Source organism: Nocardiopsis alkaliphila YIM 80379 (genome assembly GCF_000341005.1).
Classification (GTDB): domain Bacteria; phylum Actinomycetota; class Actinomycetes; order Streptosporangiales; family Streptosporangiaceae; genus Nocardiopsis; species Nocardiopsis alkaliphila.
Map to the genome: position 1 here is coordinate 1 of NZ_ANBD01000124.1, position 18,629 is coordinate 18,629.

20 protein-coding genes, 1 tRNA gene, 1 pseudogene and 1 riboswitch are annotated in these 18,629 nt (G+C 67.2%); of the genes and pseudogenes, 13 read left to right on the forward strand and 9 right to left on the reverse strand.

The window, feature by feature from the left end; translation table 11 throughout:
• The coding region (locus D472_RS0117280) for a M16 family metallopeptidase (protein ID WP_017605727.1) at positions 1-842 on the forward strand (842 nt) is incomplete at its 5' end.
• A gap of 338 nt (positions 843-1,180) precedes the next feature.
• The gene (locus tag D472_RS0117285) at positions 1,181-2,371 is read left to right on the forward strand and encodes a serine/threonine-protein kinase (protein WP_017605728.1); all 1,191 of its coding nucleotides are present in this window, start codon (positions 1,181-1,183) and stop codon (positions 2,369-2,371) included.
• Positions 2,372-2,504: 133 nt separating this feature from the next.
• On the opposite strand, the gene D472_RS0117290 is transcribed toward D472_RS0117285, so the two are convergent.
• Both D472_RS0117290 and bcp read right to left on the reverse strand, forming a co-directional pair.
• Positions 2,505-2,579, reverse strand: a tRNA-Leu gene (locus D472_RS0117290).
• Positions 2,580-2,669: 90 nt separating this feature from the next.
• Entirely contained in the window at positions 2,670-3,152 is a 483-nt protein-coding gene (bcp, locus tag D472_RS0117295; protein WP_017605729.1) for a thioredoxin-dependent thiol peroxidase, read from the reverse strand.
• A gap of 341 nt (positions 3,153-3,493) precedes the next feature.
• Here bcp and D472_RS0117300 point away from each other — a divergent pair, with 341 nt between their 5' ends.
• Together D472_RS0117300 and D472_RS0117305 are read left to right on the forward strand one after the other, a co-directional pair.
• Positions 3,494-4,591 (forward strand): CDP-alcohol phosphatidyltransferase family protein, encoded by a 1,098-nt coding sequence (locus tag D472_RS0117300; protein WP_017605730.1) that lies wholly within the window; start codon positions 3,494-3,496, stop codon positions 4,589-4,591.
• A gap of 17 nt (positions 4,592-4,608) precedes the next feature.
• Positions 4,609-5,007 (forward strand): DUF3618 domain-containing protein, encoded by a 399-nt coding sequence (locus D472_RS0117305; RefSeq protein WP_017605731.1) that lies wholly within the window; start codon positions 4,609-4,611, stop codon positions 5,005-5,007.
• Positions 5,008-5,087: 80 nt separating this feature from the next.
• On the opposite strand, the gene D472_RS0117310 is transcribed toward D472_RS0117305, so the two are convergent.
• Complete coding sequence (locus tag D472_RS0117310; protein WP_017605732.1) at positions 5,088-6,308, reverse strand: amino acid deaminase/aldolase; 1,221 nt, start codon at positions 6,306-6,308, stop codon at positions 5,088-5,090.
• A 178-nt stretch (positions 6,309-6,486) separates the two neighbouring features.
• On the opposite strand from D472_RS0117310, the gene purU reads away from it, so the two are divergent.
• The 7 genes from purU (at position 6,487) to D472_RS0117345 (ending at position 10,306) form a co-directional block, all read left to right on the forward strand.
• Positions 6,487-7,374, forward strand: a complete 888-nt coding sequence (gene purU / locus D472_RS0117315) for a formyltetrahydrofolate deformylase (RefSeq protein WP_026117804.1) — start codon at positions 6,487-6,489, stop codon at positions 7,372-7,374.
• 334 nt (positions 7,375-7,708) lie between these two features.
• The gene (locus D472_RS0117320) at positions 7,709-8,188 is read left to right on the forward strand and encodes an Asp23/Gls24 family envelope stress response protein (protein ID WP_017605734.1); all 480 of its coding nucleotides are present in this window, start codon (positions 7,709-7,711) and stop codon (positions 8,186-8,188) included.
• Between the two features lie 2 nt (positions 8,189-8,190).
• Positions 8,191-8,508: an Asp23/Gls24 family envelope stress response protein gene (locus D472_RS0117325; RefSeq protein WP_017605735.1), complete on the forward strand. Its 318-nt coding sequence runs from the start codon at positions 8,191-8,193 to the stop codon at positions 8,506-8,508.
• Positions 8,509-8,549: 41 nt separating this feature from the next.
• Positions 8,550-8,723 carry a hypothetical protein gene (locus D472_RS28700; protein WP_017605736.1) on the forward strand — a complete coding sequence of 58 codons (174 nt, stop codon included), beginning with the start codon at positions 8,550-8,552 and terminating at the stop codon, positions 8,721-8,723.
• Between the two features lie 14 nt (positions 8,724-8,737).
• Positions 8,738-9,106: an Asp23/Gls24 family envelope stress response protein gene (locus D472_RS0117335; RefSeq protein WP_026117805.1), complete on the forward strand. Its 369-nt coding sequence runs from the start codon at positions 8,738-8,740 to the stop codon at positions 9,104-9,106.
• Position 9,107: 1 nt separating this feature from the next.
• Positions 9,108-9,713, forward strand: coding sequence for an alkaline shock response membrane anchor protein AmaP (locus tag D472_RS0117340; RefSeq protein ID WP_017605738.1), 606 nt, complete (start codon positions 9,108-9,110; stop codon positions 9,711-9,713).
• Positions 9,714-9,715: 2 nt separating this feature from the next.
• A complete protein-coding gene (locus D472_RS0117345; RefSeq protein WP_051046018.1) occupies positions 9,716-10,306 on the forward strand; it encodes a hypothetical protein in 591 nt (196 codons plus the stop codon).
• 48 nt (positions 10,307-10,354) lie between these two features.
• On the opposite strand, the gene D472_RS0117350 is transcribed toward D472_RS0117345, so the two are convergent.
• Entirely contained in the window at positions 10,355-10,990 is a 636-nt protein-coding gene (locus D472_RS0117350; protein ID WP_017605740.1) for a hypothetical protein, read from the reverse strand.
• 103 nt (positions 10,991-11,093) lie between these two features.
• Here D472_RS0117350 and D472_RS29540 point away from each other — a divergent pair.
• A pseudogene (locus D472_RS29540) lies at positions 11,094-11,252 on the forward strand (type II toxin-antitoxin system Phd/YefM family antitoxin); the annotation flags it as partial.
• A gap of 479 nt (positions 11,253-11,731) precedes the next feature.
• Here the strand turns inward: D472_RS29540 and D472_RS0117355 are convergent.
• The 4 genes from D472_RS0117355 to gcvT form a co-directional block, all read right to left on the reverse strand.
• Positions 11,732-13,144, reverse strand: a complete 1,413-nt coding sequence (locus D472_RS0117355) for an L-serine ammonia-lyase (RefSeq protein WP_017605741.1) — start codon at positions 13,142-13,144, stop codon at positions 11,732-11,734.
• 74 nt (positions 13,145-13,218) lie between these two features.
• A complete protein-coding gene (locus D472_RS0117360; protein WP_017605742.1) occupies positions 13,219-14,487 on the reverse strand; it encodes a serine hydroxymethyltransferase in 1,269 nt (422 codons plus the stop codon).
• Between the two features lie 2 nt (positions 14,488-14,489).
• A complete protein-coding gene (gene gcvH / locus D472_RS0117365) occupies positions 14,490-14,870 on the reverse strand; it encodes a glycine cleavage system protein GcvH (protein WP_017605743.1) in 381 nt (126 codons plus the stop codon).
• Positions 14,871-15,029: 159 nt separating this feature from the next.
• A complete protein-coding gene (gene gcvT, locus D472_RS0117370) occupies positions 15,030-16,142 on the reverse strand; it encodes a glycine cleavage system aminomethyltransferase GcvT (RefSeq protein WP_017605744.1) in 1,113 nt (370 codons plus the stop codon).
• 148 nt (positions 16,143-16,290) lie between these two features.
• Positions 16,291-16,392, reverse strand: a riboswitch (glycine riboswitch).
• Between the two features lie 148 nt (positions 16,393-16,540).
• Between gcvT and D472_RS0117375 the strand changes: the two genes are divergently transcribed.
• Positions 16,541-17,446: a penicillin-binding transpeptidase domain-containing protein gene (locus tag D472_RS0117375; protein WP_026117807.1), complete on the forward strand. Its 906-nt coding sequence runs from the start codon at positions 16,541-16,543 to the stop codon at positions 17,444-17,446.
• A 60-nt stretch (positions 17,447-17,506) separates the two neighbouring features.
• Here D472_RS0117375 and D472_RS0117380 read toward each other — a convergent pair whose 3' ends face one another.
• Positions 17,507-18,568 (reverse strand): 3-deoxy-7-phosphoheptulonate synthase, encoded by a 1,062-nt coding sequence (locus tag D472_RS0117380; protein WP_017605746.1) that lies wholly within the window; start codon positions 18,566-18,568, stop codon positions 17,507-17,509.
• Positions 18,569-18,629: the final 61 nt, after the last annotated feature.

Consider the following 18,629-nt stretch of genomic DNA (forward strand, 5'->3'; position numbering starts at 1 on the left):
TGGCCGGCGGGCCGGTCAAGCTGGCCGACATCACCCCAGAACGGGTGGCCGCCTTCCACGCCGATTCCCTGGCCTCGACCGCGGGCACCCTCGTGGTCGTCGGTGACCTGGCCGGGATCGATCTGGAGGAGCTGGGCCGGCAGGTGTTCGGCGACACCGTCGCCGCCCCCGAGCGGCAGATCACCGCCCCCGCACCGCCGCCCGGCGAGCTGCCTCGGGTACTCATCGTCGACCGGCCCGGTTCGGTGCAGTCCGCCCTGGTCATCGCGCACCGCGCCCCCTCGCGTTCGCAGGTGGAGCTGCCGCTGGCCGAGGGTGTCAGCGAGGTCCTGGGTGGCATGTTCACCTCCCGCCTCAACATGGAGCTACGTGAGCGTCTGGGCTACACCTATGGCGCCGGTAGCCGCTTCGACCTGCGTCGTGACAGCGGGGTGTTCTTCATGAGCACCCAGGTGGAGTCCGGTACCACGGCGCACTCGGTCACCGCCTCCTTCGAGCAGATCACCAAACTGCGCGAGTCCGGGGTCACCGAGAAGGAGCTGGCCGCGGTCCGTGAGTCCAACACCGTGGGACTACCGGTCACCTATTCCACGGCGCGTGCCGTCGCCGGTGCCCTGGTGGACATCGTGACGCACGAGTTGCCCGACGACAACGTGGACCGGGTTCGCGCCGGCTACGAGGCGCTCACCGAGCAGGCCCTGAACACCGCCGCGGTCGAGTACCTGCGTCCGGAGGAAGCGGTCGTGGTGGTGGTCGGTGACGCCGAGAGCCTTCGTGAGCCGCTGACCAAGACCGGGGTCGGTCCGGTGGAAGTGCGTTCTGCCGACTCCCTCTGGAGCTGATTCCGAGGGGTTTCGTGCACGCGCGAACGCGCGTGCACGAAACCCATGCCCGAGTCAAGGATTCCCCGAGGAGATCCTCCTCACGGTATGTACCGTCCCTGCTCGGACATAACAAAACCGAACCTATGTGTCACCCATCGGTCAACCGTCGGCGTGGTACCCACGTCATGCTGGTATAACGAGTGATCCGTGCACCTACGTGGTGACAGCGACCGCAATGCTCCGCAGGAGGCCACCATGGCCGGTGAATGGACCCGTGGATAACCGTGTCCTCCCTAGAAAATCCCCACACGCAGCGGCCTCAGACGTCGCACGATTCGGCGCGTCCGGACGCGGCGGTGGTTGAGCCCGCCGGTCGGCTGCTCAAGGGCCGTTACCAGCTGACCTCGGAGATCGCCCGAGGCGGTGTGGGCACGGTCTGGCGCGCCACCGACCTGGTCATCAAGCGGGAGGTGGCGGTCAAGGAACTGCGGCTGCCCGCGGATCTGAGCCGTTCCGAACGCGAATCCCTCCTCCAACGCACCACCCGCGAGGCGCGGGTGGCCGGTCGTCTGACCCACCCCAGCCTGGTCACCGTCCTGGACGTGGTGGACGAGGACGAGCGCCCGTGGATCGTCATGGAGTTGGTGGAGGCGTCCACCCTGGAGGAGATCATCCAGGTGGGTGGCCCGCTGCCCTACCAGCGGGTGGCCGAGATCGGTCTCCAACTCATCGACGCGCTCAAGGTCGCGCACGCGGAGGGCATCGTCCACCGTGACGTCAAGCCCGACAACGTCATGATCAGCGCCGCCGGGCGGGTGGTGCTCACCGATTTCGGGCTGGCCGCCTGGAATGGTGAGTCCGCGCTGAGTTCCTCGGGCCGCATCATCGGCTCGCCCGCCTACATTCCGCCCGAGCGGGCCAAGGCCGGTCCGGTGGGCCCTGAGTCCGATCTGTGGTCCCTGGGGGCCACCCTGTACGCCGCGGTTCAGGGGCACCCGCCCTACGACCGCAAGGGCTACATCAAGATCCTGCGTCAAGAACCGTTGCACGAGCCGGCCGAGGCCGGCAACGCCGGGCCGCTGGCCCCGGTTCTGGCCGGCCTGCTCAAGGTGGAGCCGGCCGAGCGGTTGACCGCGGACAACGCCGCCAAGATGTTGCGTATCGCCGCCCTGGCACCCTGGTCTCCGGAGAGGCCGACCGAAGGTACCGAAGGGCTGCCCACCGCGCAGGCGGCCGCGCAGGCGGTCACCTCCGCTCCGGGTGAGGGAGCCGCCCCCGAGGGACCCGTCGTCGAGGAGCGCGAGTCCGCGCGGGAGCACTTCCGTGCGGGCGCCCAGGTGTTGGCCGAGTCCATCAGTGAACGGTTGCGGCACAGTCCCGAGACGATGAACTCGATCATGGTGTCGATCCGTGAGTCCACCGACAATCTCGGCCTGACCAGCCCGGGTAAGCACGCGGAGAAGAGCCGACTACCGGTGGCCCTCGCCGTGGGTGTGGGTGTTCTCGCCCTGTTGGCCCTGGTCATGTGGGCACTGTTGGGTCTATAGCCCTCACGCGGCTTCCCCCGAGTGTGAAGTCGGGCCCGGGTGCCTCACGTGCACCGGGCCGACCCTGGGAAGAAAAGACGAGACGACCCGGCCGAGTGCGCTCAAGCACCGACCGGGTCGTCTCGGAGGCGAGTGGGGCCGGCGGGATTCGAACCCGCACTGTACAGCACCTAAAGCTGCCGTCTCCTGCCAGTTGGACTACGGCCCCGACGGGGCCACTCTACCGGGAATGGAGCAGTGCGACGGCCGTCGGGGTGGGGCCGTCCGGCCCTGGGGCGACCGGACGACCTCGCGCGGATCACAGGCCCAGTTCGCGCTTGATCCGATCGACGTGGCCGGTGGCCTTCACGTTGTAGAAGGCCTTGCTCACCTTGCCGTCGGTCCCCACGATGAAGGTGGAGCGGATCACGCCTTGGACGAGGCGTCCGTAGTTCTTCTTCTCACCGAAGGCCCCGTAGGCGCGCAGGGTGTCCTTGTCGGGGTCGCCCAGCAGGGTGAAGGTCAGGCTCTCCTTCTCGCGGAACTCGGCGAGTTTCTCGGGGCGGTCGGGGGATACGCCCAAGACGGTGAAGCCGGCGTCGGCGAACTCGGTGAGGTTGTCTCGGAAGTCACAGGCCTCAGTGGTGCACCCGGGGGTCATGGCGGCCGGGTAGAAGTACAGCACGACGCTCTTGCCGGTGTCGGCCAGGACCTTGCTCAGGGTGACGGGGTCGCCGTCGGCGTCGTTGAGGGTGAAGTCGGGAGCCTGGTCCCCGGGCTCCAAACGGATGGTCTTGTTCACGTGATGTCTTCCTGTCTGCTTCTGGCGGGTCGGGCTGGAGCGACCCGTGTCCTTTCCACCCGACAGTACGAGATGAAGGGCCCGCTACGTGGTCAGGGTGGGTCGGACGCATCCACTGTGATGACCGGTGTAGGGGGTGTGCTTCGGTTGCGATTCCGGTTCGTTTCATCCGCATTGGGGGTGGCCGGCGCCCTGATCACCTATTGTTGACCGAACGCTCTCGGTTGGCCTGTTCTCGACCTCATGCCGTAGCGTGCGCGGGTCGCCGATGACCTGATGGCATGTCCGGCCTTCCGCCGGGCGGGAGCACATCCGTTTCGCTTTGGGAGTAGTTCGCGCCGATGGCTGGTTTCACACTCGACGAGGTCAGGGCCCGTACCCTCAAGGAACGCGAATCCTGGTGGACCGTGTACCTGGTGGATCCGATCGCGGTCCGACTGGTACGCCTGATCGCCAATCGCACCTCGATGACCCCGAATCAGTTGACGGTGGTCGCGCTCTTCCTGGGCTTGGGCGCGGCCGTGTGTTTCGCGTTCGGTTACTGGCAGTTCCTCATTCTGGGCGCCGCGTTGTACTACGTGTGCTTCCTGGTGGACTGCATGGACGGCAAGCTGGCCCGGCTCACCGATTCGGAGACGATCTTCGGTGCCTGGATGGACTATGTGTCCGATCGGTTCCGGGTGTTGGTGTGCGTGGTCGCCCTCATGGGTGGTCAGTACCGGGAGACCGGGCACGTGGCGTTCGTGTGGTTGGCGTTGGTCGTGGTCTTCCTGGACATGTTGCGTTACCTGAACGCGCTCCAGGTGTACAAGGTACGCCGGGAGATGCGTTCGCACCTGGCCGCGGCCTTGGAGCGGGCCCGGGCCACCCTGTCGATGTTGGAACCGGAGGGCGACGACACCGGTGAGGCGACCGGACGTGGGGGCCGGACGATGAGCGACGGTGGCGAGCAGGCGGTGTTGCGCCACGGCATCGGCGTGTTGGAACAGATTCTGCGCAGCCAGAACGAGCGAGAGGCGCGTAACCAGCGCACCGCGGGCAAACAGCCGGACCTGACCCTGCCCAAGGTTGATCTGCACCAGGAATTTCGGAACCGTTTCCCCTGGTACCAGCGTTTTTGGGCGGCTCTGAACGCGCGCCGTATCCGTACCCACCTGGTGGGTGGCATCGAGTTCCAGATGGCGGTCTTCGTGGTGGCGCCGGTGACGGCGGCTCTGGTCGGGGCGTCGATGATCGGCTGGATCACCGCTTTTGTGGGTGTTTTGCTGCTCGCCTTCGAGATCGCCATCATCTATAAACTGTGGTTGTCCACGCGGGACTTCTTCCGTGTGGTCGACGGAATCGACAGTGCGCTGAGGTTCTCCGGTCCGTCCGACGGCGCGGAGGAACAGGGCCGGGACACCGGCTCGGACACGGATCCTCAGACGATCGCGCGCTAGTGGAGAAAGGCGTCTCTATGACGGGAAGCGACACCGAACCGCGCCAGACCCCTGCCGAGGTCCAAGCCGAGATCGATCGCGAACAGCGTCGGCTGGCCGAGACCTTGGACGAGCTCAGTGAGCAGGCCCGTCCCGCCAACATCGCCAAGCGTCAGATCGGCAAGGTCAAGGAGCGTGGGTCGAGGATCCTCGACGAGGCTCGTGCCCTGGTGGTCGGTGGCGGAGCGGTGCGTGTGGAGAGCCATCCGGTACACCCTGACGAGGGCAGCATCGTGCTCAAGGGCGACGACAGGGTGGTGACCACCTACCAGTCCCGTGGCCGGTTGCCCCCTGAAGCCCTGATCCTGGCTGCCGGAGTGGGCACGATCATCGCCGTGGGCGTGATCGGCTGGGCGGTCCACCGTAAACGGAAGTAGTTCTTACGGATCACCGTGAGGACGTGGGACGGGGCTCGCACCGGTGGTGCGGGGCCCGTCCCTTTTGGTGTACGAGGCGTTCACAGGAAGGTACGGCCCTCACCACGGTAGGTGGGGACGGCGCCCTCGTAGGCGCCGGTATCCGAGTCGATCAGGTGCAGAACGTCGAAGCGTTCGCACAGTTCGCCGGCCTTGGCGTGGCGCATCCACACCCGGTCGCCGATGGACAGCGTGCGGGCGGCCTCACCGAGCAGTGGGGTCTGTACCTCGCCCGCGCCCTCGGTGGCACTGTAGGACAGTCCTTCGGGCAGGTACGGAATGGGCGGGCGGTGTGCGTCGGCGGCTCCGGAGGCGGGGTAGCCACCGCCCAGGACCGTGACGACGCCGGGGGCGGGGCGACGTACGACGGGGAGGGCGAACAACGCGGCGGGTCTGCCACGGAAGGAACGGTAGTGGTCGAACAGGTGCGGCTGGTAGAGCCCTGAGCCGGCGGCCAGTTCCGTCACGGCTCGTTCGCGTCCGGTGGTGTGCAGGCTACCGGTGCCACCACCGTTGACGAAGCGCACGTCGGCCACGGCGCGTACGGCTCGGGTGATGGCGGCCCGGCGCTTGGCCAACTCGATGGCGGAGCGGCGCTGCACCGTACGGAGAAGACGGCCGTAGAAGGGTCTTCCGGGGGGTGCGTCGCCCACCCCGGCGATCTGCCCTTCGTAGGCCATGATCCCGTCCAGTTCCAGTTCCGGGCGGGCGACGACGGCGCGGGCCAATTCGGCGGCCTGGGCCGGGGTGCGGATGGGGGAGCGGTGGGCGCCCACGCGCAGGTTCGGGCCGAGCGGTTGCCAACTGGCGTCGATGTCCAGGCAGACCCGGATCCGGGGAGCCTCGGGCCCAGGGGCGACCTCGCGGACGGTGGCGGTGATCAGGTCCAGGTGTGCGGTGTCGTCGACCATCAGGGTGATGACGCGGGCGGCCTGGGGCGTGCGTACGAGTTCTGCGAGGGCGGGTCGGTCAGTGGTGGGGTAGGCGACGAGGATGTCATCGCTGAGGGTGGGGTCGTCGGTGGCCAACCAGAGCGCCTCGGGCAGGGTGAAGGCCATGACGCCGGAGTACCCGGGCAGAGCCAGGGCCTGACGCAATAGTTCCCGGCTGCGTAGGGACTTGCTGGCGACCCGGATGGGTCGGCCGTGGGCGCGCTGGGTCAGACCGGTGGCGTTGGCGCGGAAGGCGGCCAGGTCGACCATGGCGAAGGGGGCCTGGAGTTCGCGGGTGGCGGCCTCGTACTTCTCACGCTGGCTTTTCATGGCATCGAGGATGCCAGAACATGAATGCTCTTCGCATTGGACACAAGGCCTGAATCGGCGAGCCTTCGTCTTCGCAGGTGACATGGGATACCCCGGACACGACCCCGGTGGCCCGAATACCTCGATACCCTGGGGGGTCAGGCTGTTCGGCCGACGATCTGCGGGAGTGGTTCCTTCGATGAGCGAGCGTGAGTACGTCCTGACCCTGTCCTGCCCTGACAGCCGGGGCATCGTGGCGGGGGTGGCCAACCTGCTCTCCGACCACGGTTGCAACATCACCGAGAGCCAGCAGTATGGAGACCACTACACGGGACGCTTCTTCCTGCGAATGCAGTTCGTGGCCGAGGATGGTGGTTCCGGTGCGGTCGACGAGGACACCTTGCGTGGTGCCTTCGCCGCCCTGGCCGCGGACTTCGGTCAGAGCCAGGACGGGGAGTTCGTCGAGTGGAGCCTGCAGGCCCGTGACGTGCGACCGCGCATGCTCGTGATGGTGTCCAAGTTCGGTCACTGCCTCAACGACCTGCTCTACCGCCAACGCAGTGGTCTGCTCGACATCGACATCGCCGCGGTCGTCTCCAACCATCCGGACCTGGAGTTCCTCGCCGACTCCTACGGGGTGGAGTTCCATCATCTGCCGGTCACGCCACAGACCAAGAGCGCGCAGGAGGGTCGACTCCTGGAGTTGGTCGACACCTATGACGTCGACCTGGTGGTGCTGGCCCGTTACATGCAGGTGCTCTCCGAAGAGCTGTGCACCAAGATGTCCGGGCGCATCATCAACATCCACCACTCCTTCCTGCCCAGCTTCAAGGGTGCCCGCCCTTATCACCAGGCGCACATGCGTGGGGTGAAACTGATCGGTGCCACCGCTCACTACGTCACCGCGGACCTGGACGAGGGGCCGATCATCGAGCAGGAGGTTTCCCGGGTCGACCACACCCACAGCCCGGAACAGTTGACCGCGATCGGTCGGGACATGGAGTCGGTCGCGTTGGCACGGGCCGTGAACTGGCACGCTCAACGCCGTGTCCTGCTGAACGGGGAGAAGACGGTCATCTTCGACTGACGAGCCGACCGATTTTCGGACACCAGGGGCACCCACGGGTGCCCCCGACTTTTTCCTTGGTCGCTCCTGGATTCCACGACCGTGTTCTGGGCAGTGGTGGTAAGACCACCCCGCTTCTCACCTGCAAAGAATTGCTTTAAGTGTCGTGATGGATTCATAGGGTGCTTATGTGGTGTGATGAGGCCGAATCGTCTCGTCCGTATCGCGGTGGAGATCGCGGGTTTCGGTCGCCTGATCCTGAGCCGAACGCTTCAGGTCCAGGGACATCAATGGCGAGAGCCGCGAACGTGGTCGAGAACGTTCGGAACGGTTGGCACACTGCGTAGGGGGACCAGTGGCGGACAGTAAGACCCAATCCGCGTCCGCGGTGCCGAGTGCTCGCGAAGCCGGGGGCAGGCGCGACGTCGAGGGCAGCAGCGAGCAGGGACACACCCAGATCGCCGATGGCGTCGTCGCCAAGATCGTGGGAATGGCGGCACGCGAGATCGGTGGAGTCCACGCCATGGGAGGGGGCGCGGCCCGCATGGTCGGAGCCGTCCGTGACGCCGTGGGCAAGGGGAGCGGTTCCGGCTCCGTGGCCCAGGGGGTGACGGTCGAGGTCGGTGAACGCCAGACCGCCGTCGACATCGATCTCGTGGTCGAGTACGGCATCGCCATCCAGGACCTGGCCGCGGCCGTCCGTCGCAACGTCACCATGGCGGTGGAGCGGATGACCGGCTTGGAGGTCACCGAGATCAACATCAAGGTGGACGACATCCACTTGCCGGGGGACGACGAGTCCGACGATGGCGATTCAGAACCTCGGGTGCAGTAGCCATGACCGGCGTCCACGCACCCGGACGGACTGCACGGGCCCTCGCGGAGGCGGCCGTCCGTTTTCCCGACGTGGTGGAACTGTCCTCGGGGGCCTTCGGAACCCTGGGTACCCCCGTTCGAGGAGGACGGATCTCAGGGGTCACGGTTCGGGACGATCACGTTGAGATCGGTGTGGTGGTCAAGTACGGGAGGCCGTTGCCGGAGATCGCCACCGAGCTTCGTCGGGACCTGGCCGCGTTGGCCGGTGGCCGCGTCGTCCACGTGTCCGTGGAGGACGTGGTCGCCGGACTCGACGACGGTACACACGCGTCCGGCTGAACACCGAGCGAAAGGCAGGGTGTTTGATGAAAGGGGAAGCCATGTGGCCCATCGTTGGACTGTCCTACGGGACCGTGCTGGGGCTCGCGGCGGCGTTCGGCGGGTTCTTCGCCTTCGCGCTGGTTCTGGTCCTGGGCCTCGTCGGGTTCGTCGTGGGTCGGACGATGGAGGGTGAGACCGACCTCGCCGAGATGTTCACCCGGCGTTCGGCCTAGACGGGGGAGTGGACATGGTCGGGGTGCGCGGTGGCACGGTCCCTCGAGGGACCGTGCCGGGTCCACGAGAGGAGGCGGGCGCAAGACACGTCCGTGCCCGCGACCCCGGGGGGCGCGTCGACATCCCTGGGTCCGTCATCGGGAAGGTCGTGACCGAAAGCGCGGACGAGGTCCCGGGGGTTCGAACCGTTCGTTTCAGGGCTGCCCGCGTGCGGGTCAGCGGCGAGGTCGTCCTTCTGCGTTTGCGGATCGAGGTGGACTATCCACGTTCGGTTCGTCGAGCGGCCGAGGAGGTACGAGAACACGTCAAGAGCCGGGTCGAGTGGATCACCGGTAAGCGGGTCCACCACATCGACATAGAGATCACGGAGTTGATGCGCTGACATGACCACCGTGGAAGAGGTGCTCGGCCGCCCCGACCAAGGGGTCGACCGTCGAGCCAAGCGGATCGCCATCCACACGTTCCGGCCCCGCCGTTCCTGGCCCGCGATCATCATCGGTTTTCTCGTCCTGGTCGTGGCGGTGATCGCGGCGGCCGAGGTCATAGCGGCTTTGGCGGGTAACCCACTGCGGTTGCTTCCGGTCGGGACGGCCACCGACTACGTGGCCACCACCACTTGGTCCGAACCCTCCGTGCAGATCGCCTCGGCGATCCTCGCCTTGATCGGCCTGACCCTGATCGTGGTGGCGCTGGTCCCGGGGCGGGGACGATGGATGGCCCTGCGCACCGACGACCCGGCGCTCGTGGTCGGACTGACCCGCTCGGCGCTACGCCGGACGGTGGCGGCCGCCGTCCAGGACGTCAGCGGAGTCGCCGGCGCGCACGTGAGGGTGCGCGGTAACAAGATGCGTATCCACGTGAGTACCGGAATGCGTGACACACGTGGTCTGCCGGCCGAGGTGACCAGGGCGGTGGAACGGCGCTTGGCGGAGCTGGCCCCTTTGCGCAGCATGCGGATCATCACCCAGGTTCGGCACACGGAGGGTTGACCATGGCGCGCGACAGGTACCGAAGGGCGGCCCGGGGAAACCGCCTAGGGCTTGTGATCGTCGGAACGCTGCTTCTGGTGGCGGGTGCGGCGGCGCTCGCGGTCGGACAAGGGCTCTTCGGTCCCGGACCGGCGCAGACACCGCTGTCGTCAGGCCCGATCGCCGAGACGCTCACACAGCAGTGGGTTCCCTACGTCGCCGTGGCGGTGGCCCTGGTCGCCGGTTTCCTGGCCCTACGGTGGTTGACGGTGCAGGGCATGAACGACACCTTGAGCCGGCTCCACCTGGAACAGGGTGACGCGGGCAACGTCGAGATGTCCGAGAGCGTGGCTCGTGGCGCCTTCGAGCGGGAGGTCGCCGAGTACCCGGGGGTCCGTCGGGCACGGGCACGGCTGACCGAGTCCAACGACCGTCCCCACCTGAGGCTGGCGCTGACCTTGGAGGAAGACGCCGACGTGGCGCGAGTGTGGTACCGGGTGCGTGAGGAGGCATTGGCCGATCTGCGGACCGCGCTCGAGTTGGAGCAGATCCCCGCGGTCGTTCGGATGTCGATGACCTCTCCCGCCAAGAACGCCGGTCGTGGTCTGGTCTGATCGCAAAGACGAAGGGCCGGCGCACCCGCGAGTGCGCCGGCCCTTCCACTATGGCCGGTGATCCCCGTCGTCTTCCTCCGCGCGAAGGATGCTCTCGGCCTCGTGGGTGACCTCTTGGCGAAGGGTGCGCATGTAGTAGTGCTCACCCGTCATCAGCCGCAGTCCGTAGAAGAGCTGCGTCAGTAGGGGGTCGCCATCGAGTTCGTCGGGGATACGGCACGAACGCTCGGACAGCTCCACGTCGAATTCGCGTGGGGTGGCCTCCTCCTCCCCGTCCTTGTCGGTTCGACCGTGGACCACGAAGGTCCATCCGGTTCCGGTCCTTTGGCGGAGGACGTAGTGCTCGGGGGCCTTGCGGTGAAGGTGCATGGGCAATCGGATCGCAAGCCCCCTATGGACCTTGCGCCAAGGGGACTCTTCACGAAAGTGGTGGAGGTCGGAGAAGAGTTCCTTGCGTAGTGACCGGTACGACTCGGCCAGTCCGGTCAGACCGGTGGTCACCTGGAGCAGGTCCCGTCTGTTGTCACACCAGTCGATGTCGTTTCTCCGGCTCTCCCATTCGGCGAGCACCCACGTCTGGAGTTCGTCGTCCAGGTGCTTGAACAGGGGGTAGGCGTCCTTGATGGTCTCGATGGTGAACCGGATGCCTTCGTGGAGTCGTGTGTAGCGCTTTTTCAGGTCCATGTCCTACCTTCTCGGGGGTGGTGCCGCCGGTTTCAGGGGGCTGTCGTGACGCCGACGCCGCGTGTGCATCGTGTACACAATGACCACCGCATGCACTGTGTGCATGACTCAGACACTTTCTTCCCGCGAGTTTCGTACCCGCTTGTCCGAGGTCTTGGACCGAGCCGAGTCCGCAGACACCACCGTGGTCACCCACAACGGTAGACCGGTGGGGGCCTTCGTGCCGATGGAGGTCTTGGAGCAGGCCAGACTCCGGGAAGAGGCGGAGCTACGCCGTATCGTCGAGGAACGTAGGAACTCGCCGACGGTATCCCTGTCCGAGGTGCTGGAGCAGACGCTGGAGCGTGATGAAGCGTCGGTGAGCCGTCGTCATCATCCGGAAGCGAGGTCTGGGCCGGTGAGAAGGGGCGGATCTGGTGGCGAGCGGAGCTCAAGCCACCAGACCCGGGGTGACGGTCGGCGGGCGAGCGGGTGGGAGCTCAAGCCCGATTGCCGACCGTGCGTCCGTTATAACCCGAAACGTCCCCAGGGTATTCCTGCCCGCTCCGCCCTCGGCTTTCTTCGACCACTGCCAGATGAGCCGTCGATCGTCGGGGACGGCCGAGCAATGACCGGAAGCGGCCAAGGCCTGCTCCCCTCGGCCTATCAATCAGCCAGGTCAGCGCCCAGGTACGGCCGGCCGGGTGGTCCGAGCCCGCCCCGACCCGGTTGGCGAATCAACACCTTTCGAGTGGGCGCCCCTCAGCATTCGATGACGTTGACGGCCAGGCCACCGCGACTGGTCTCCTTGTACTTGTCGTGCATGTCGCGGCCGGTGTCGCGCATGGTCTTGATGACCTCGTCCAGGCTCACGAAGTGGCTGCCGTCACCGCGCAGCGCCATCCGGGTGGCGCTGATCGCCTTCACGGAGGCGAGCGCGTTGCGTTCGATGCACGGGATCTGAACCAGGCCGCCGATGGGATCGCAGGTCAAACCGAGGTTGTGCTCCATGGCGATTTCCGCGGCGTTCTCCACTTGGGCCGGGGAACCGCCCAAGACCTCGGCCAGACCGGCCGCCGCCATGGAGGAAGCCGAACCCACCTCGCCCTGGCAGCCCACCTCGGCCCCGGAGATCGATGCGTTCTGCTTGAACAGGATGCCGATGGCCGCCGCGGTCAGCAGGAATCGCACGACACCCTCGTCGCTCGCGCCCGGGCTGAAGTGCAGATAGTAGTGGAGCACCGCCGGGACGATGCCCGCCGCGCCGTTGGTCGGTGCCGTCACCACCCGGCCGCCCGCCGCGTTCTCCTCGTTGACCGCCAGCGCGTACAGGTTGATCCAGTCGCTGCCGCGCATCGGGTCCGGATCCACGTGGGTGGGCGCCGACAGGCCGTGCTCGTCGCAGTTGCCGCCCAGCTGTCGGTACAGCCGGTGCGCCCGACGGGGCACCTTCAGGCCGCCGGGCAGGGTGCCCTCGGTCATCACACCGCGTCGTACGCACTGACGCATCGTGGCCCAGATCTCCAGCAGTTCGGAACGGATCTGCTCGGGCGTGCGCCCGAAGGCCTGTTCGTTGGCGAGCATCAGGGCACTGATCGACATCCCCGTCCGCTCGCACAGCTCCAGTAGCTCCTCGGCGGAGGAGAAGGGATGGGGGAGTTCGGTGTCGTCGGCCTTGATCCGATCCGCCCCCGCGGCCTGTTCGTCCACGACGAACCCGCCACCCACCGAGTAGTACACCCGGGCGGCCAGTTCCACCCCCTTGCCGTCGAGTGCCACGAATCGCATCCCGTTGGGGTGGCCCGGCAGGCTCTCCTTACGGCGAAAGTCCACGTCCACGGCCGGGTCGAAGGTGACCGAGGGTCCCTGTGGGCCGCCCAGACGCAGGGTTCGGGACGAGCGGACCTCTTCCATCAGGTGAGGCACCGAATCCACGTCCACGCCCTCGGGGGTGTGGCCCATCAACCCCGACACCACGGCCGTGTCACTTCCGTGTCCCTTGCCGGTGAGCGCCAGGGAGCCGTACAGCTCGGCCCGTACGTGGGACACCCGTGACAGTGATCCGTCCGCTTCCAGACCGGACACGAAGGTCCGGGCCGCCTTCATCGGGCCGACGGTGTGCGAACTGGAAGGTCCGATACCGATCTTGAACAGATCGAAGGTACTGATGGCCATGGCCGTCCTCCTCGTTGAGGTGCCGTGGGAAGGGCCGTGCGGGTCCACTCGGCCCCGCACGGCGTCGGGCACTGCTACAGGTTGGGGTAGAGCGGTCGCTTGGCGGCCAGGGCCTCGACCCGTTCGCGTAGGGCGGCGACGTTACGTCCGGGCTTGAGCGTCTCGGCGATGACGTCGGCGACCTCGGTGAAGTCCGCCTCGTCGAAGCCGCGGGTGGCCAGGGCCGGAGTGCCGATCCGCAGACCCGAGGTGACCATCGGTGGGCGTGGGTCGTTGGGTACCGCGTTGCGGTTGACCGTGATGCCCACCTCGTGCAGCAGGTCCTCGGCCTCCTGACCGTTGATCGGCGAGTTCACCAGGTCCACCAGGACCAGGTGCACGTCGGTACCGCCGGACAGGACCTTGACCCCGGCCTCGGCCGTGTCCGGCTGTGTGAGGCGCTCGGCGAGGATGCGGGCACCTGCGATGGTGCGACGCTGGCGCTCGGCGAACTCCTCGCTCGCGGCGACCTTGAACGAGACCGCCTTGGCCGCGATCACGTGCTCCAGGGGGCCGCCCTGCATGCCGGGGAAGACCGCGGAGTTGATCTTCTTGCCCAGCTCGGCCTTGGACAGGATCATGCCGCCACGCGGGCCGCCCAGGGTCTTGTGCGTGGTGGTGGTGACCACGTCGGCGAACGGCACCGGGTTGGGGTGCAGTCCGGCCGCGACCAGACCGGCGAAGTGCGCCATGTCCACCATCAGCAAGGCATCGGCCTCGTCGGCGATCTGGCGGAACTTCGCGAAGTCCAGCTGACGCGGGTAGGCGGACCAGCCCGCGACGATCATCTTCGGCCGGTGTTCCTTGGCCAGCGCGGCGACCTCGTCGTAGTCGACGGTGCCGTCCTCGTCGCGCACGTGGTAGGCGATGGCGTTGAGGATCTTGCCGGAGTAGTTGATCCGCATCCCGTGGGTGAGGTGGCCACCGTGGGCCAGGTCCAGCCCGAGGATGGTGTCGCCCGGCTTGAGCAGAGCGAAGTACACCGCGGTGTTGGCCTGGGCACCCGAGTGCGGCTGCACGTTGACGTGCTCGGCGCCGAACAGTTCCTTGGCCCGGTCGATCGCGAGCTGTTCGATCACGTCGACGTGCTCACAGCCGCCGTAGTAGCGACGGCCGGGGTAGCCCTCGGCGTACTTGTTGGTCAGGACGGTGCCCTGGGCCTCCAGAACCGCCTGGGGGGCGAAGTTCTCGGAGGCGATCATCTCGAGGGTGTCGCGCTGGCGACCCAACTCGGCGTCGACCGCGGCCGCCACCTCGGGGTCCAGTTCCGCCAGGGTCTGGTCGAGCAGGTTGTCGCTGGTCATGTTCAGTTCTCGCCTTCGATCAGTTTGGTGTACTCCTCGGCGGAGAGCAGGTCCGAGGGCTCCTCGGAGAGGCGGACCTTGAACAGCCAGCCGCCCTCGTAAGGAGCGGAGTTGATCGTCTCGGGGGCGTCCTCGAGGGTCTCGTTGGCCTCGATGACCTCCCCGCTGACGGGCGAGTAGATCTCGCTGACGGACTTGGTGGACTCGACCTCACCGGCGGGTTCTCCCGCGGTGACCTCACCGCCGACCTCGGGCGGCTCGACGAAGACGATGTCGCCCAGCGCCTCGGCCGCGAACGCGGTGATGCCGACGGTGGCGATCCCGTCCTCGATCACGACCCACTCGTGTTTGGCGGTGTAGCCCAGCTCCGTGGGAACGCTCACTTCAACTCTCCTTGGAGGTGCTTTTTCGTTGTCTGCCGTGCGCCCATGGGGCGGCCCGGCCCGGCCTACGCCTGGTCACGCCCCTGGTGCGGCCGGCCCCTCGTGGGGGCGACCGCACGGCGCGTGCAGGTCCTCGAAGTCCCGCTCGGGACTCCGTTCCTACGACTGCCGCTGGTAGAACGGCAACTCGACCACGTCGACTTCCTCGCCACGACCCCGCACGTCCACGGTGAACGTTCCGGTCGTGGTGTCGAGGTCGCCGTCCACGTAGGCCATGGCGATGGGGCGGCCCAGGGTGGGGGAGGGGGCGCCACTGGTGATCCTGCCGACGACGGCGCCGTCGCGAAGCACGTCCTGCCCCTTGCGTAGGGGGCGTCGCCCTCTGGCGAGGAATCCGATCAGACGTCGGGCGCGCGCGGTGCGTGAGGCCTCCTCCAGGGCGGCACGGCCCACGAACTCACCCTTGTCGAACTTGACCACGCGGCCCAGCCCGGCGTCGAAGGGGGTGATTTCGGCGGTGAGTTCTTGGCCGTAGAGCGGCATACCGGCTTCCATGCGCAGGGTGTCGCGTGCCGACAACCCGGCGGGGACCAGTCCATGCCCGGCGCCTTCGTTCATCAGGGCGGTCCAGACCTCGGGCGCCTTGTCGGCCGGCCGGATGAAGATCTCGAAGCCGTCCTCACCGGTGTAGCCGGTACGGGCCAACAGGACGGGGACCCCCGCCACGGTGTGCTCATATCCGGCGAAGTAGCGGATCTGGTCCAGGTCCGCGTCGGTGAGCGGGGCGAGGACCTCCACGGCCTTGGGGCCCTGCAAGGCGATGAGGGAGTAATCGGCGGACTCGTCGACGACCTCGGCGTCGAAGCCGGTGGCGCGCGTGGCCAGGGTGGAGGCGACCAGGGGCGCGTTGATCGCGTTGGCCACGACCAGGAAGTCCTCCTCACCGAGGCGGTACACGATGAGGTCGTCCAAGACACCACCGTCCTCGGCGGTGAGCATGGTGTAACGGGCCCGGCCGGTCTTCAGCTTGGACAGGTGGCCGACCAGGGCGTGGTCGAGGGCCTGGCCCGCCTGTGGTCCGGTGAGCCGGATCTCGCCCATGTGGGACAGGTCGAAGAGCCCGGCTGCCTCACGGACCGCGGTGTGCTCGGCGGTCTCGCTGCCATAGCGCAGTGGCATGAGCCACCCGGCGAAGTCGACGAGGTTGGCACCCGCTTGTTCATGGATCTTGTGCAGCGCCGTCGGGCGCGGCGCGGCGGTGGGCTCTGACATGGGCACTCCCGAGAGGATGGGCGTCGGTCGTTGCGTTGAGGCGTTGCCATCCTCCCCCTCTGTCATGGGTGCCTGAGAGCTTCGCCACGCGTTCGGCGTGACTTGCACCTTCGGCGAGGGAACGTGCTTCCCTGCTTTCCAGAGTGGTCTCGCCCGCACGGTCCGCTGTGCCTGAGAGGTTGTCTGTGGGGAGGGATTGCTCCTTCGGCGGCCCGAGCTGGCTACACGGGCGCTCTCCCGTACGGGGTCAGCAACACGATCAGCCTAGCAGCGGGGTCACAGGGCACCCAAGGTCGGCCGACGGGTCGTGGGCGGCTCTCCCTCCGAAGGGGCAACGGCCGGGGAGGATGCTCTAGCGTGATGATGGACGTCCCCTCGTACACCACTGGAGGAGCCGAGTGCGTACCGACACCGAACCCGCCCCCAGACCTTCGAGGGCACGAAGTCGCTTTGGAGCGGCCGGTGGTGCTCTCCTGTTGTTGGCAGGGGTCGCTTGTGGGGGTGCCGAGGAGGAAGAGGGACCCGTGGCGGAACGGGGGGAGAGCGGTACCCCCGTGGCACTCGGCGACCTGGAGGCCGTGGAACGTGACGACCTGTCCTCGCTCTTCGCCGACGCCGGGGTGGATGGCACGTTCGTGCTCTACGACGTGCGGGAGGGTTCCGCGGTGTTGGTGGGCGTGGACCAGGCCCGTGAACGCGCCGTCCCCGCTTCCACCTTCAAACTCCCCAACACGCTCATCGCCTTGGAGACAGGGGTGGTGGCCGACATCGACGAGGTGGTCTCCCCCGAAGGTGAGGAGGAATCGAGCCTGCGCGAGGCGCTGCCGACCACGGACGTGACGGTCCACCACGAGGTCGCCCACCGGATCGGGTACGACCGGATGTCCACCTGGGTGGACAGGTTCGACTACGGCAATCGTCATGTGGGCGAGGACGGGGAGCTGGGCCGATTCTGGGTCGAGGGGCCGTTGGAGATCTCCGCCGTGGAACAGGCGACCTTCCTGGCGGCACTGGCCCGCTCCGAATTGCCCGTGGACGTGGCGCACCAGGAGGAGCTCCAGGAATTGGTGGCGTTGGAGGAAGGAAACGGGTATCGGCTCTTCGGACGCACCGGTCTGGGAACCGAGGCCGACCCCTCTCCCGGTTGGTGGGTCGGATGGGTCGAGGGCGAGGACGGTCTGTACACGTTCGCGCTGCGTTTGAACGTCGAACAAGATGGTGACGCGGACCTGCGGGAGTCCTTGGGACGCGACTTCCTGGTGGAGTTGGACGTGCTCCCCGCGGAGGCGGCCACCGGGAACTGAGCCCGAAAAGCGTGAACGGGCGCCCGGAAGATCGGTTCGGACGCCCGTGGAAGTCGTGGTTCAGGCGGCGTTCTTGCGGCGCCGACGCACGGCCTCGGCCAGGCCGGCGAGCACACCCTCGGTGGTCTCCCAGCCCATGCACTTGTCGGTGATGGACTGGCCATAGGTCAGCTTCGCCGGGTCGCCCAGCTTCTGGGCGCCCTCCTCGATGAAGCTCTCCAGCATGACCCCGATGATGCCCTTCTCACCCTCGGCGACCTGTTCGGCGATCTCCTCGGCCACACCCACTTGACGGACGTGGTCCTTGCCACTGTTGGCGTGGCTGGCGTCGATCATCAACCGACGCGGCAGACCGGCTCCGCCGATGACGTTCAGGGCCGCACCGACGGAGGCCGGGTCGTGGTTGGGCCCGCTGCGCCCACCGCGCAGGATGACGTGACAGTCCGGGTTGCCGGTGGTCTCCACGACCGAACCGGCACCAGCGGGGTCCACACCGAAGAAGGTGTGCGAGGCGGCGGCCGCGCCGACGGCGTCCACGGCGACCTGCACGTCACCGTCGGTACCGTTCTTGAAGCCGACCGGGGTACTCAGGCCGCTGCTGAGTTGACGGTGCACCTGGCTCTCGGTGGTGCGGGCCCCGATCGCGCCCCAGGACACCACGTCGGCGATGTACTGCGGGGTGATCGGGTCGAGGAACTCGGTGCCCGCGGGCAGGCCCAGCGCGTTGATGTCCAGCAGTAGCTTGCGAGCGGTGCGCAGGCCCCGGTGCACGTCGTAGGTGTCGTCCAGGCCCGGGTCGTTGATCAGGCCCTTCCAACCCACGGTGGTGCGGGGCTTTTCGAAGTACACCCGCATGACCACGCACAGGTCGGCGCTGACGGAGGGCACCAGTTCGCTCAGGCGTCGCGCGTAGTCCATCGCGGACTCGGTGTCGTGTACCGAGCAGGGGCCGACCACGACCAGGAGACGGTCGTCCTCGCCATCCAGGACACGCTTGACCTCGGCGCGCGCATTCTCCACGAGGTCCGTGCTCTGCTCACCGAGTGGGAGTTCGGCGAGCAGGTCTCCGGGCGCGATGAGCGGTTTGTAACTCGCCACGCGTGTGTCGTTGGTACTGGTCATCGTTTCCCGTCCCTCGTTGTATTTCGGCAGTAGAACCGTAGCGCGGCACATCCGGGCCCAC

Coding starts and splice junctions, on each gene's coding strand:
- D472_RS0117300 (WP_017605730.1), top strand. CDS start 3,494: ATGGCTGGTTTCACACTCGACGAGGTCAGGGCCCGTACCCTCAAGGAA.
- D472_RS0117305 (WP_017605731.1), top strand. CDS start 4,609: ATGACGGGAAGCGACACCGAACCGCGCCAGACCCCTGCCGAGGTCCAA.
- D472_RS0117310 (WP_017605732.1), bottom strand. CDS start 6,308: ATGAAAAGCCAGCGTGAGAAGTACGAGGCCGCCACCCGCGAACTCCAG.
- purU (WP_026117804.1), top strand. CDS start 6,487: ATGAGCGAGCGTGAGTACGTCCTGACCCTGTCCTGCCCTGACAGCCGG.
- D472_RS0117325 (WP_017605735.1), top strand. CDS start 8,191: ATGACCGGCGTCCACGCACCCGGACGGACTGCACGGGCCCTCGCGGAG.
- D472_RS28700 (WP_017605736.1), top strand. CDS start 8,550: ATGTGGCCCATCGTTGGACTGTCCTACGGGACCGTGCTGGGGCTCGCG.
- D472_RS0117335 (WP_026117805.1), top strand. CDS start 8,738: ATGGTCGGGGTGCGCGGTGGCACGGTCCCTCGAGGGACCGTGCCGGGT.
- D472_RS0117340 (WP_017605738.1), top strand. CDS start 9,108: ATGACCACCGTGGAAGAGGTGCTCGGCCGCCCCGACCAAGGGGTCGAC.
- D472_RS0117345 (WP_051046018.1), top strand. CDS start 9,716: ATGGCGCGCGACAGGTACCGAAGGGCGGCCCGGGGAAACCGCCTAGGG.
- D472_RS0117350 (WP_017605740.1), bottom strand. CDS start 10,990: ATGGACCTGAAAAAGCGCTACACACGACTCCACGAAGGCATCCGGTTC.
- D472_RS0117355 (WP_017605741.1), bottom strand. CDS start 13,144: ATGGCCATCAGTACCTTCGATCTGTTCAAGATCGGTATCGGACCTTCC.
- D472_RS0117360 (WP_017605742.1), bottom strand. CDS start 14,487: ATGACCAGCGACAACCTGCTCGACCAGACCCTGGCGGAACTGGACCCC.
- gcvT (WP_017605744.1), bottom strand. CDS start 16,142: ATGTCAGAGCCCACCGCCGCGCCGCGCCCGACGGCGCTGCACAAGATC.
- D472_RS0117380 (WP_017605746.1), bottom strand. CDS start 18,568: ATGACCAGTACCAACGACACACGCGTGGCGAGTTACAAACCGCTCATC.